The 14,180-nt window shown below is 45.2% G+C and carries 10 protein-coding genes; 7 read left to right on the top strand and 3 right to left on the bottom strand.

The features are described 5' to 3' along the window. The first annotated feature begins 133 nt into the window (after positions 1-133). Positions 134-385, top strand: a complete 252-nt coding sequence (locus MHN02_RS11090) for a TIGR02647 family protein (protein WP_239246096.1) — start codon at positions 134-136, stop codon at positions 383-385. Positions 386-563: 178 nt separating this feature from the next. Beyond that, positions 564-1,208 (top strand): tetratricopeptide repeat protein, encoded by a 645-nt coding sequence (locus tag MHN02_RS11085; RefSeq protein WP_014977534.1) that lies wholly within the window; start codon positions 564-566, stop codon positions 1,206-1,208. A gap of 137 nt (positions 1,209-1,345) precedes the next feature. Here the strand turns inward: MHN02_RS11085 and MHN02_RS11080 are convergent, their stop codons facing one another. Both MHN02_RS11080 and MHN02_RS11075 read right to left on the bottom strand, forming a co-directional pair. Next, the gene (locus tag MHN02_RS11080; RefSeq protein WP_239246094.1) at positions 1,346-1,909 is read right to left on the bottom strand and encodes a cytochrome b/b6 domain-containing protein; all 564 of its coding nucleotides are present in this window, start codon (positions 1,907-1,909) and stop codon (positions 1,346-1,348) included. A 101-nt stretch (positions 1,910-2,010) separates the two neighbouring features. Next, entirely contained in the window at positions 2,011-2,292 is a 282-nt protein-coding gene (locus tag MHN02_RS11075) for a PepSY domain-containing protein (protein WP_014950922.1), read from the bottom strand. Positions 2,293-2,610: 318 nt separating this feature from the next. Between MHN02_RS11075 and MHN02_RS11070 the strand changes: the two genes are divergently transcribed. Next, the gene (locus tag MHN02_RS11070) at positions 2,611-4,974 is read left to right on the top strand and encodes a TonB-dependent receptor (RefSeq protein ID WP_239246092.1); all 2,364 of its coding nucleotides are present in this window, start codon (positions 2,611-2,613) and stop codon (positions 4,972-4,974) included. Positions 4,975-5,095: 121 nt separating this feature from the next. On the opposite strand, the gene MHN02_RS11065 is transcribed toward MHN02_RS11070, so the two are convergent. Then, on the bottom strand, positions 5,096-6,814 hold the full coding sequence (locus MHN02_RS11065) for an alkaline phosphatase D family protein (RefSeq protein ID WP_239246090.1): 1,719 nt from the start codon (positions 6,812-6,814) through the stop codon (positions 5,096-5,098). 306 nt (positions 6,815-7,120) lie between these two features. Here MHN02_RS11065 and rnr point away from each other — a divergent pair, with 306 nt between their 5' ends. The 4 genes from rnr to MHN02_RS11045 all read left to right on the top strand — a co-directional run bounded on the left by rnr (position 7,121) and on the right by MHN02_RS11045 (position 14,165). Next, a complete protein-coding gene (rnr, locus tag MHN02_RS11060; RefSeq protein ID WP_239246087.1) occupies positions 7,121-9,538 on the top strand; it encodes a ribonuclease R in 2,418 nt (805 codons plus the stop codon). Beyond that, positions 9,539-10,279, top strand: coding sequence for a 23S rRNA (guanosine(2251)-2'-O)-methyltransferase RlmB (gene rlmB / locus MHN02_RS11055; RefSeq protein WP_239246084.1), 741 nt, complete (start codon positions 9,539-9,541; stop codon positions 10,277-10,279). It begins immediately after the preceding gene. A 511-nt stretch (positions 10,280-10,790) separates the two neighbouring features. After that, the gene (locus MHN02_RS11050) at positions 10,791-12,461 is read left to right on the top strand and encodes a S8 family serine peptidase (protein WP_039226695.1); all 1,671 of its coding nucleotides are present in this window, start codon (positions 10,791-10,793) and stop codon (positions 12,459-12,461) included. Between the two features lie 309 nt (positions 12,462-12,770). Continuing rightward, positions 12,771-14,165, top strand: coding sequence for a DUF4397 domain-containing protein (locus tag MHN02_RS11045; RefSeq protein ID WP_239246081.1), 1,395 nt, complete (start codon positions 12,771-12,773; stop codon positions 14,163-14,165). Positions 14,166-14,180 lie beyond the last annotated feature (15 nt).

The following is a 14,180-nucleotide window of genomic DNA, read 5'->3' as shown; positions in this document are numbered from 1 at the left end:
AGGTGCCATTTGGGTGTGATATAAGAAAGCGTTAAAAATATTAACAAATCTAGGGCTAATAGTGCTTTGCTGAGGTGTTTTACAGTGGTCAGCGTGCTAAATCCCTACTAACCCTTTTGCCTAAGGTGGTTACATGAGTGCATTCGATCAGGACATGTTAGACGAATTAAATTTGTTACTGAAGTTTCCAACAGACAGCCTACTTCAAGGTTTAAAAATTCATCACGATGCCAGCCAAAGCATGGTGAACGCAGCATCCAGGCTATACTCCAAAGGCCTAATCACCCAGCCAGACGGTGGTTACCTAACTGATTTAGGTATTGACCTAGCCGATCACGCCCGTCATATCCAATCGGCCATGTGTCCACGAAAAAGTAGCCACTAAAAGCAAGATGCTGGCGTACGGTTAAGTGCAGGTGGTCAGCATAAAGTTGAAAGCAGATATTAGCTGGCCGCAGACGCTCATGTGTCCATTCGTAAAGAAAAGCATGTCTTGGTTAAGATAATCTATAATTAGTCGATACCTTAACTAAGACATTGTAATCAACACATACTCTTTTGCTATGAAACGTATTCTACACACAGCCTTATTTATCTGCGCGACTGTCACGGGTTTTTCCGCTCATGCTCTTGAAGGGGAAACGATTGAAGAGCTTCGCGCAGTTCAGCTTTACAGCCAAGATGCCTTAATCGATATGATTAATGCTAATACGCATTTAGATAAAGTAGTGGCTGATCGATGCCAATTAGTACAAGACATTGAAGCGCGTGCAAACGTGTTGAAAGTACCGGCCTACCAGTTTTTATGGGGAGATATGCTGGCGTGGGGCGTGTGCGTAGACGCTGAACCTGCCCGTGGTATTGGCTACATGGAAGATGCCGCGAATCAAGGTTTGCCAGCAGCACTAGAGCAATTGGGGCGTTACTATGCAAAGGGCACGCTTGTGCAGCAGGATAAATCTCGCGCCGTAGTGTATTTACGAGAAGCCGCTGCGCTTAAAAACCTAAAAGCGCAAATTCACTTGGTTGAGTTATTTTTGGACGGTTATGGCAGTCCTTACGATTATGAAGACGCATACCACTGGCTTTATAACTCGGTGACCAACGATAAAAAGCAGCATCAGCAAATTGCGTCTTACCTCGCTCGCTTAGAAAAATTAATGCACCCGAAAGCCGTGCGAGAGGCAAAGCGGCCTTTGGATAGTTAAAAGCTACAAGCGGCGAGGTGATAACGAACACCTGCAGGCAACTAAAAACTTAAGGGCAGAAAGGCTGGCAAGCACAACAAGCCAGCTTCGGCAAAAGCGTATTTATGTCCGTAGCACATCTATGTCTTTACGTAGGCTTAACGCTTACGCCAGCCAGTAAGCATAGGGCGAACTAACTGAATATTACCCATACGTTGTACAGCAAACACGGCAGCAATATGCACCAACACACAGCCGTACAATACATCAGCCATAATACTGTGTATCCATTCCAGCGTGCTATTCCCAAACAGTGTGTCTATTTCTTCCATCATAAAACCGGTAATACCTAACCCAAGCAAAAGGGCAATAACTGCCATCACCATAAGCCAGCCAAAAGGATTGTGGCCATGAGTACGTGGGATTTGTTTATGCTTTAAGTGCTGAAGATGTTCTCTAAAGGCCTGTTTGCTTAGCGAAATAGTGGAGAAGCTAGCGTAAGCTGTGGAGCCCTTTTTGTTGGGATTAGCTGAATATAAGCCCCAAGCAACGCGTATAGATATAAGCGCTACGCCCACATAGCCCGCGATTTCATGAAAAAGCCGGCCTGGCTCTACAATAAAGTAGTTGGTGATAAAACTTGCAACAATGCCCCAGTGGCATACGCGCACTACCCAATCCCAAACATAAATATCTGAACCCGTGTCTTTAGCTTTGTGCATTACGTGACTTTCTCAGGGTAAAACAAAAACGCTGCAATAGTTTGCAGCGTTTTTATCAAGTTTTAAAGCAAGCGTTCGATGAACCGTTTGCTAAACAGAATTTAGTGCATTTCTTTTTTAACAATGCTGCCATCAACAGGGTTAAAGTAAATCTCTACTTTGTTCTCTTCTTTATCGAAGCCGTAGATTTCGTAGCAGTTACCGCCTGTCACTTTAAATTCGTTGATTTTGTAGCCTTGCGCTAACAGCTGAGCCTGAAACGCATCTTGGTTTTGCCATTCAGCTTCCGGCGCAGTAGTACACTGAGTGGTGCCGTGCTCTGCACTACATGCACTTAATAAGGTCGCGGCGCCAATAGCAGTAGCCATCATTAATTTTTTCATTGCAGTCTCCGTTTCGCTTTTTATTTAAAAGTTCTTTCTATCCTACTTAAATATTGTACTGACATTGTTCTTTTGTGCATAGAGGTTGCACAACTTTGTTGTACAGAATTGAGTTCTGTTTGGTTTTATAGCGGGGCACAGAATACTTGTCATAAAATTGCCTCCGACATGTCACGGATAGTTCATCGAACCGTCTCAAAAGCATTCTACATTTTTGGGCTTTGATATTTCTAAACACTAGGCAATGTCGCCAATCTATCGGCGAAATGTTTAAAAAATACATAAAACACCCAATAAGCACACAAAAGGAATGACTTGATGCGTCCTCTGTACCCTCGAACGGTTTATCCACGCTCTCTGCTTGCCACAACAATTGCATTTGCACTATCAAGCGCCGCAATTGCACAAGAAGTAGCGCCCGACACAGAAAACGAACATAACTATATAGAAGAGATTACGGTAACCGCACAAATGCGTGAGCAGTCCGTTATGGATGTGCCTGTTACTATGGATGTAATAGGTAGCGAGTTCTTAGAGCGCACCAATATCATGGAACTTGATGAGCTTTCTCGTATTTTACCTAACGTTCAAATTCAAGAGCAGGCTGTAAGCTTACCGTCCTTTAATATTCGAGGCGTGACTGACGACGTATCTTCGGTGTCGGCAACGCCTCGCATCTCTGTATATCAAGATGGCTTTGATATCAGTAAAAAGACGGTAGCCAGCGTCGCGCTTTTTGATATTGCGCGCGTAGAGGTTTTAAAAGGCCCCCAGCCAACCTTGTTTGGTGTGGCGGCAGCCAATGGTGCGGTGAGTATTCATTCTAATCTTCCCACCTTCGAACAAGAAGGCAAGGTACAGGTTGGCTATAACTCAGAGCAAGGCCAAGAAGTTGAATTCATGTATAACCAGCCTATTAACGATAACCACAGTTTTCGTATAGCAGGTCTTTATCGCGAAATGGACGGCATTGTAGAAAACAATGCCTGTAGTGCTGATTCCTATTACGGTAATGCAAATATGTACAACCATCTTGGTGAAGAAGTGCCGTGCAACAGCGAAGATCTTCAGGGTGTTTCAGTACAAGCTCTACGCGCAACATGGAGAGCGAATTACGATCAGCTTGAAATCATTGCGCGCGCAGCCATGGAGTATAACGACCAGCCGGGCATTGCCTTCAAATCAGGCTCTATCGCCCACAATGGCGGAGATACTAGCCCTTTTACTGATGCCGAATTTAGTTTAGGCAGTGAGCTAGGCATTGAACGAACGCTTCAAGCTTATGATTTAACCGTAAACTACGATTTCAACCAAATGCTTAGCCTACATGCCGATGCCTACTATAAAGATGTAGAAGTAAGCGAAGGTTTTGATGCTGATGGTTCAGCGTTGCGTATTCAAGATGCTTATTTTGATAACGACGCTACGCTTCAAGGCGCATCAATGCGTTTGGTATTTGATTCTGGAGACAAGCTGGCAGCTTTTGTTGGCGCATCCATTACTCAAGACGAATCGATTTTGCCTTACTATGTAATGGTAGACCCCTTTATACGCGGAACGTTTGATGCAGTAAAAGCACAGTTAGAGGCTAGTTCGAATATTCCACTAAATCAGAATATCGCTACCGGCGCATCGTTAGAAGAAATAGAAGCACTGCGTGCGATGTTAGTGTCGCAACTGTTTAATGAAGATGGCTCTCCTATTTCTAACCCTGCACTGCCGCCTATTCTGATACAAGGGCCGTTTATATTTGAAGCTGAACTTGATATAGCGTCTTATGTTGCTGAGGTGTCGTATTTTGTTACCGACGACATCAACATTACTGCTGGCGTGCGCTATATCGACGAAACACGTTATACCCGTAATACTTATACTACTGCAGACGGTGCATTTACGTTCGATGCCGAGCGCGACTTTGATGATACCCTGCCGCGCTTTGCCGTAAGCTATGATGTTAATAACAACTGGAACGTATACGCGAACTACGCTAGGGGACGACGTTCACCAGTTGTGGATGCTAACGCAGGTGGCGTTAATGTGACTAAACCTGAAATAGTAGACAGTTACGATTTAGGTATTAAATACCAAAGCGCGAACTTCCTGTTCTCAGGTGCCATTTTCACCTACGAATACAGCGATTATCAGCAAAGCTTTACCGACGCAGAAACCTTACAGTCTATTACTGTAACGGTAGGCGACTCGACCATGTCGGGTATTGAAGGCATGGCGACCTATAACTACAGCGAGACGCTGACGCTAACAGCAAGCCTTGGTTTCCTTGATGCTGAATTTGCAGACAATATTGCTGATGGATCTGAGTTCCAATACGGTGGCAATAAGTTCCGCTTAGCGCCAGAAGTTAGCGGCGCGATAAACATCAACAAAGTATTCAATATGGACAGTTTTGACATTGATGTTAACTGGCTTACCAGCTTCCAGTCAGAAGTGTTTTTTGAAAGCAGCAATTACCCTGGTCTTTCTCAAGATACTTACTCACTGACTGATGTATCGGTGAAGCTGCTTCAAGACAACAGCGAGTTTGCCTATGAGTTTTACGTGAACAACCTGTTTGATAAAGAATTCTTGATTGATGCTGGGAATACGGGCGGTGGATTGGGTATTCCTACCTTCGTACGCGGGATGCCACGCATTGCTGGTGTGCGTGTTTATTACGAGTTTTAAGGTTGGCAAGGAGTAAACGCGCTGCATTCAATTAAGCGCGTTTACTTATTTAATTAAAAAATGACTTCATAAAGTAAAGCCGCAAGCATGCGGCTTATTCCGTCTTAATAAATAGCCTTTATCAAGCGTTTATCTCAAAGCTATGCGTGTTAACCACCTTTCCAGCCTTGGTTAAAATTGCATCCACATAGTGCCAAGTGGCTTTTGCGCTATCTTGGCTAACGGTTAAAGTCATGAACCCGCGCTGGTGGAGGTTACAGTACTGCAAATCTTCTATAAGAAGCGGTAGGTCGTCTGCAAGGGTTTTAGCTTTTTCATCCCCCATGCTTAGGTAATGTTCCATACCGGGTGACGTCACGCCTGGTGTGGCAAGTTCAACCCCTACCTCTGTACCATCTTTAAGGGTTAATTTGTTGTGCCAAGCATTATGTGTATCACCTGCAAGGGCAATAACTGGCTTGCCGATGGACTTAAGCTGCGTCAGCACCTGTTCCCGTTCAATAGGGTAGCCGTCCCATGCGTCTAAGTTGTAAGGCATTACAGTATTGATAAGCGCAAGCTCTTGCTCACTAAGTGCACCACCTTGCTTTTGTTTGCGTTTGATATTCGCGAGCCTATGTACATGATCAGGTATTGCTTTGCGTTCAACGCCGTTAAAAATCGATACAGGGAAAAGCATGCGGCCTATTAATAGCTGTTGCCCTAACACCTGCCATTTAGTCTGGCTTTGCTGCATAGACGAATGGAGCCAGTTGCGTTGAGTTTCACCGAGTAAACCGCGGTTCGGGTTGCCGATGTCTTTCATAAAGCGTGCTTGGTCAAACGCTTTAGTTTCAGCATCGCGATAGTTGGCGTATTCAAGCTGTTTGTCGCGGGCAAGAACGCGGGTGTCGAGCATATATAAGTCAAGAAGTTTACCAAAGGTAAACTGACGATAAATTTCTAAGCGCTCGGTGCCAAAAGGTGGGCGAATGGGTAGCCACTCATAATAAGCTTGTACGGCCGCTGCACGGCGTGCATAAAAATCTCCTTCATCCGCTTGGTGATTCTCAGCGCCGTCTTTATAGGTGTCGTTAGTAATTTCATGATCGTCCCATACAACAATAAACGGCTTATTTTGATGTAACGACAGCAAGCCTTCATCCGTACGATACAGCGCATAGCGGTTGCGATAGTCAGTGAGAGTGTAAAGCTCGGTGTCGTTATCAGGCGCATAGGTCCTGCCAATTTCCTTGGCGTGCTCAGTTGCGTAACCTTCGCCATCGTACTCATAAATGTAGTCACCAAGGTGTAATACATAGTCAATGTTGTCGTCTTTCGCTGCTTCCATGTAGGGTGTGAAAAAGCCAGCGGGGTAGTTGGAACAAGAAAATATGCCGAACGTGACGTTAGAAACATCGACTTCAGGTAGCGTACGGGTTTCTCCCACAGGACTTGTATTATTAGCGCTTTTGAAGCGGTAAAAATAACGACGAGCTGGACTTAGACCTGCTACGTCCACTTTTACTGTGAAATCATGGATTGCTTTGGCTTCAACAATACCGCTACTTATCACATTGGCAAAATCCGCATCGCTTGCCATTTCCCATAAAATATCGGCCTTGGCTAAAGCTGACTTTGAGCCCGTACCTGAGCCCAAATTTGCAGTGGGCACGGCGCGCGTCCAAATAATCACGGCGTCTTTTAATGGGTCTCCACTCGCCACACCATGGGTAAAGGTTGCGTTGGTTTGCGGTTGGCTGTTTGCTGAAGTGCTAACGGTACAGCCTGCTAGCCCTGTAGACACTGCTACGCTCGCGCCTGCGAGTGACGACAGCTTTATAAACGATCTTCTATCCATATGCCTGCTCTTTATAAGGTTTGTAAGGTATCCGATGATGTATTGTTTTGTTGAACGCTCATGCAACAAAAACGAAAACCCATTTTTATACTGAGTGTTTGTGACATACAGATGTCAGGCTGAGAATCCATAATAACAGTCAATGTTTTACTGCAAATACTGTTATACTGTGCAGCAAATAACCACATGAACCAAAAATGGTTTGTGTGTCTAAACAATCATATTTATGTTTTCTACAGGGCTTTGAAGAACTAAGCCACAAACGAAAACACGTTGAACAAAATACGAAAGGTAAATTTAAAATACATGAGTGATGATCCGCATTATCAGCGCGAGAAAGAGAAGTACGAAAATCCGGTAGCCAGCCGCGAATATTTAATGAGTTTATTAAAAGAGCACGACAAGCCGTTGTCGTTTCTTGATATCTGTAACTTGGTGAACGCCTTCGACGAAGAAGCGCGAATTGGAATTCAGCGCCGACTACGTGCCATGGAGCGCGAAGGTCAGGTGCAATTTACCAAGCAGAAAAAATACATTCTCCAAAACCGTGATGAACTCATTAAAGGCAGAATTATTGGTCACCGTGATGGCTACGGCTTTTTGCGTCCTGAAGATAAAAGCGGTGATTTATTTATCAGTGCTGGGCAAATGAACCTGTTCCTTCACGACGATGTGGTAGAAGCGCGCATTAGCGGAACCGATCGCCGTGGAAGAAAAGAAGCGTTTGTTACGCAAGTCATTGAGCCACGCAGCGAGCCCATTGTTGGCCGCTACTTTGTTGAGCAAGGTTTTGGCATGGTTGTGCCAGATGACAGCCGGTTGCAGCACGAAATTGTTATTCCACCAGAGAGCACACACGGTGCTCGAATGGGGCAGGTGGTTGTGGTAGAGCTTACCCAGCGTCCACGCCGTAAAATGAGTCCGGTGGGCAAAATTGTTGAAGTACTTGGTGAACATATGGCGCCAGGTATGGAAATAGAAATGGCACTTCGCACGTTTGATATTCCGCACCAATGGCCAAATGGCGTAACCAAGCAAGTGGAAAAGCTTACCGATCAGGTGCCCGATGAAGCCAAAGAAGGTCGCATCGATTTACGCCAGCTTCCGCTGGTCACCATCGATGGTGAAGACGCCCGCGACTTCGATGACGCAGTATATTGTGAACCGCTAGACGATGGTGGCTGGCAGCTGTGGGTAGCCATTGCTGATGTAAGTCATTATGTAAGAACAGGCTCAGCCCTTGATGATGAAGCGCAGCAGCGCGGTAACTCGGTTTACTTCCCTGACCAAGTAATTCCTATGCTACCGGAAGTGCTGTCAAACGGCTTGTGTTCATTAAACCCTGAAGTCGACCGCCTATGTATGGTGTGTGAAATGACCATCAGTGCAAATGGTAAACTGGAAGAATTCCAGTTTTACGAAGCAGTCATGAACTCACACGCCCGTTTAACCTACACCAAAGTGTGGAATATTCTTCAGGGCGACAAAGAGCTTCATCAGCGTTACGAGCCTCATGTACCTCATTTACGTAATCTTCACGACTTGTACCGTGCGCTCAAAAAAGCCCGTGCCAAGCGCGGGGCGATTGAATTTGAAACCCAAGAAGTGAAGTTTGTTTTCAACGCCCAGCGCAAGATTGAAAATATTGTGCCGCTGGTGCGTAACGACGCGCACAAGCTTATTGAAGAGTGCATGATCATGGCAAACGTAAGTGCGGCTCTTATGCTTGAAAAGCATGAGGCGCCTGCGCTATACCGAGTACACGATAAGCCAGATGCCGACAGACTTACCGCTTTTACCAGCTACTTAAGTGAAATCGGCATCCCGCATGGCATTGTTGAAGACGCGGAGCCTGCCGCATTTACCGATGTAGTGCTTAAAACCCGCGGTCGAGTTGACGAAGAACTAATTCAAACCATGCTGCTGCGCTCAATGAAGCAAGCGGTTTACGACGGTGACAACGTAGGTCACTTTGGGTTGGCGCTAGAAGCTTACGCGCACTTCACGTCACCTATCCGTCGCTACCCAGACTTGGTCGTGCACCGTGCGCTAAAAGGCATTATTGCTAAACAGCAGGGCAAAAAAGCAGTCAGTGGCGCGAAAAACTACACCGTTGAAGAAATTGAACAGCTAGGCGAGCAGTGTTCAATGACAGAGCGCCGCGCCGATGATGCCACCCGTGACGTGGCTGACTGGCTTAAGTGCGAGTTTATGCTCGACCACGTCGGCGACACCTTTGAAGGTGTGGTCAGCTCGGTCACTAACTTTGGTTTATTTATACGCCTTACCGAATACCACATCGACGGCCTAGTACACATTACATCGCTAGATGATGACTATTATCACTATGACGACGTAAAACAAGCGCTGGTTGGTGAGTCGGGCCATCGCCAGTTCAGGTTGGGTGATACGGTTCAAGTAACCGTAGCAGCGGTCAACCTTGATGAAAGAAAGATTGATTTATTACTCGATAAGTCTATGCTGCGCGGCACTAAGGGTAAGAAGGTAAAAGTGAGGTCTGCGAAAAAGGCTTCAGATAAACCTACTCGTTTTGATAACAAATCACGCTCTGATAAAGGCTCGCGTTCTGATAAAAAAGGGAACAAAGGCAAAGGCGGATCAAGCTCGTCTAGTCGTAGCGGTGGAAAATCGTCAAGTCGCGGCAGCGCCAAAGGCGGTAGTAGCGGCAAAACACTGTCATTGAATAAAAGAGGTAAGCGTTAAATGGCGCAGCAAGAATGGTTATACGGTTTACATGCCATGCAGTCGGTACTTGAAAAAGAACCCGAGCGTGTAATGGAAGTGTTAGTGTTAAAAGGTCGCAATGACGAGCGCCTAACCAACATTGTTAACCAAGCCCGTCGTTTCGGTATTTCCGTTCAGTTTTGTCAGCGCAAAGCGCTAGATGACAAAGTAAGCGGTGAGCAACACCAAGGCGTGGTAGCAAGAGCAAAACCAGCCCGCGTGCTAGATGAAGCTGACTTAGACAAAATTTTAGAAAGCGAAACGCAGCCTTTAATTTTGGTACTAGACGGTGTTACCGACCCGCATAATCTAGGTGCGTGCCTGCGTACTGCAGATGGAGCAGGGGTGCACGCGGTAGTAGTACCGAAAGATAAATCAGCAAGCTTAAACGGCACAGTAAGAAAGGTGGCCTGTGGTGCAGCTGAAGTGGTTCCACTTATTCAAATCACGAACCTGGCCAGAACCTTGAAGCACCTTCAAGATAAAGGCCTTTGGATTGTTGGCACAGCCGGTGAAACCGATAAGACCCTTTATGATGTAGACCTGAAAGGCCCAACTGCATTAGTAATGGGGGCTGAAGGTAAGGGCATGCGTAGGCTTACCAAAGAAACGTGCGATGAGTTAGTGAAGCTTCCTATGGCTGGCAGTGTGACAAGTTTAAACGTGTCGGTAGCAACCGGCGTGTGCTTATACGAGATCGTAAGACAGCGCAGTTTATGAGACTAAGTTGCTAGAATTGAGCCTCTAATGAGTTTTCAATTGGTTTTTAAAAAAGCGTGTACCTTTGGGTACACGCTTTTTTTATATTTAAGTAAAACTTATAAAGAGTTTAATATTTTGTTACATTTGAATTTGTGAAATTAATGTTAATTATAGTTTTTTATTCCTACCATGAATCTGCTCGTAATACACATTTGGCGCGCTCTTCATAAGTTGTGTTGTTTTTTTGTGCATTTTTAAAGGTATTAAAATGCTCACCAGGGTTAAGGCAACATACTCAACAGCCTGATTCGCCGCCTAATATGAGCTCTGTAAATAATTGGTAATACCGTTTATTTGCATACCTGACAAACGGGTAGGTCGTTGCAACGCAGTTGCGTCGGTTGTCATGGATGAGCTTTTCGTATGAGGTAATGGTTATACCTGTATGTCATTTAATAACAAATAGCTTCCAAAGCACGGAATAAAACAGTGTTGAAGTTAATAAGACAGATAAAACAGGAAATAAATTTTGAACTCAAAATTAAATAAGAAACACACATGTCTAACAGCAGCTGCTCTAGCTGTATCACTTGGCTTAATGGGTAATTCTGCAATGGCAGCAGGCGAAGGTCTGGTAAAAGTTAAAGAAAAGCCTCAAACCCTAAAACAAGCACTAGGTAAGCGATTGACTGTCGATCGTCTTGTCACCACTGACCAAGAGCGTTACATCATCAAGTTCAAAGATGAGATGACCAGTGAAACGGTTGAAGTGAGTGCATTAAAAGGTAAAGGTCAAATCTCAAGTGCCAAAGTAAAAGGTAAAAAGCCTTTCGATATCGCGTCTGCTAAATCAGAAGTAAGAAAAGCAGGTGGTGCAATTAAGAAAGAGCTTAAGAAGCATAAAATGGTAGCAGCTACAATGAGTAAGTCTGCGCTGAACAAGCTTCGTAAAAATCCAAATGTAGAAAGCATTGAAGTGGACGTTCGTCGTAAGCCTATGGCGCAGACCACGCCTTACGGCTACACCATGGTTCAGGCTAATCAATTTGCACAGTCAGATACTACGGCTCGCAAAGTATGTATCATCGATACAGGTTACAACCTGGGTCACCCAGATTTGCCTGGAACAAACGATGGCGTTACAGGTCAGGCAAACAATAGTGCTGTAGGTAACTGGTATAACGATGGTAACGGTCACGGTACCCACGTAGCGGGCACCATTGCAGCATACGATAATAACGAAGGTGTAGTTGGTGTGTATCCTGGCGTGGATATGCATATCGTTAAAATCTTTAACGACAATGGCCAATGGACTTACGCATCTGACCTTATCGATGCTATCACCCAATGTCAGGATGCCGGCTCGAACGTTGTTAACATGAGCTTAGGTGGCGGCAGTTCGTCAACTACCGAGCGAAATGCAATGCAGAGCTTCACAGATGCAGGCATGCTGTTAGTTGCGGCGGCAGGAAACGATGGTAACAGTGCGAAGTCTTACCCAGCGTCATATGATGCAGTAATGTCAGTTGCGGCAGTAGACTCAAACGAAAACCGTGCAAGCTACAGCCAATATAACGATCAGGTTGAAATTGCCGCGCCAGGTAGTGCAGTACAGTCTACCTATCCAACAAATACCTACGCTTCACTCAGCGGTACATCTATGGCAACGCCACACGTAGCTGGTGGTGCAGCACTAGTATGGAGTTACTTCCCGCAGTGTTCAAACAACCAAATTCGTAGTGCACTTAATGCAACGGCAGAAGATAAAGGCAGTGCGGGTCGTGATAACTTCTACGGTTATGGTTTAATGCAGCTTGCTGACGCCTACAACTACCTTAATACCAACGGTTGTGCCGGTGGCGGTACTGGTGGCGGTGGCGGCTCTGAGCCTGGCGTAGAACCAGTATCAGGTCAGCTAACCGGCCTTTCAGGTACGCGCAGAAACTGGGACCGCTACACTTGGACGATTCCTGAAGGTGTAACGCAGATGACTATTCGTACCTCTGGTGGTTCAGGCGATGCCGATCTATACGTGAAGTTTGGCTCACAGCCAGAAACGAATAGCTATGATTGTCGTCCTTATCAAAATGGCAACAGCGAAGTATGTACATTCGATGCGCCTGCGTCAGGCACATGGCACATTGGTATTCGCGCTTACTCTTCATACAGCGGTGTAACGCTATCATACTCGTATGAGTAAATAACCCGTTGTTCTAAAGTACAGTGAAAGCCTGCTTATGCAGGCTTTTTTTGTTTCAGTTTTGTCCGCGGTTTGCTTTCGTTTGTTCGAACACCAATGCCCTCTATCAGTATTTTTCGAAGCTTGAATGTCAAGTTTCCATAAAGAAAGGTCAGCTTTGCAAAGTTGACGTAAAGCTGCGAACTAAGCCCTATTCACATAGCCATATCGCTGTATTGTGCGTGCCAAGATCAGCACTCTTTACATGTGCCTATTTGCTTTAACGCAGGCTTTATCCAACCAAGAATAACTTCAAAGGACATTCAATTTATGCAATTGACCTCTCAATCTTTGCTTCGTGGAACATGGTTCCAAGCAGTGGCAATTGGGCTTATTGCACTGCTTGGGCTTACCGCTTGTGGTGGCTCAGGCAGCAGTAGCTCAGATTATTCGTATGCTTACATTCAGTTTTACAACGCTTCGCCTAACGGTGCCAATGTAGAAATGCGTGAAGTTGATGGCGATAGCTTTGGCTCTGCTCAATTTGGTGACACTACGTCAATGTACTCTATGGAAGATGGGGAATTAGAACTCGAGTTCATTCGAACTGATTCAGACGACCAAGAAGTTTTTATTGACGAAATTACCGTTAACTTAAAAACCGGTTATAAGACCATTGTTGTGATGAGTGGTGACTTTAGTAACCCCGTTTTTAACACCTATTCTTATCAGCGCGAAACATTGGAAGATCACTTCCGCCTATTCGCTTTATCGGTAGCAGTAGATGAATCTTCTTATGATTTCTACATGAGTGAGTCTGGCGACCCGTTTGAAGCAGCTAACTTCCTTGGCACGGCCACAACGGGTGACATGATTGAATTTGACTTCTGGGATGCAGATGATGACAGTGAATACTTCGACGAGGGCGAGTACACGATTTATTTGACCGAGCCAGGAAGTGACGATGTTGTATTTGAATCACAAACCATCGATTTTGTATACGAAACTGAGTATCTGATGACGCTGCGCGATGTCAGTGGCGCCATTCAAGAAGGACTAGTTGTAGACACTATTCTTAACTCTTCATCAGTAACGGCGCTTACAGATGTAGAAGCAGATTCACAATATCGTATTTACAATTCTACGAATCTAGATGCAGAGCTTCAGGTTACCTTTGGTGGAAATACTGATGAAGAGGACGTTAGTTTTACACTCGCGGCGGGCGAGTTGTCTGAATTTAGTACTATCCGCTATGGCGATTATCGCGTTACCGTAACCGACCCATCAGGTACAGTGACGTCACTGAGCAACAAGCTAATTACGCTTAATCAGGGTGAGAGTAAGGCTATTCTTATCTACAACACCAACAATAAATTAGGCGCAGCAACCTTTGTAGAAAGTGGTTTGCCTCAGGCCTACGACAAGACAGTAAACTTCATCAACTTAGTTAGCGACTTTGATGACGTAGACTTCTACTTGGTAAGAAATGACGAAACCATTGATACTGCTGAGTACGATATACAGAATCTTGAATTTGCTGAAAGTACCAGTGAAGTGCTGCCGTCAGACTACTATGAAGTGATTGCCGTATACGAAGATGACAACGAGGAGCAGGTGCTGCTTGATAGAACCGCGCTGTTTGGATTTACAGAGGAAGAAAACTACATAGTTACTGTTGAGCCAGCGGATACGTCAACGGGATATGAAATTAACGTGCTTTATTAATCGGTTAGTACATTT

Origin of the sequence: Alteromonas sp. CNT1-28, from assembly GCF_022348345.1 — a bacterium.
Lineage (GTDB): Bacteria > Pseudomonadota > Gammaproteobacteria > Enterobacterales > Alteromonadaceae > Alteromonas > Alteromonas macleodii.
The sequence above is the reverse complement of the archived record's forward strand: the minus strand, read 5'-3'. Positions and strand labels throughout refer to the sequence as shown.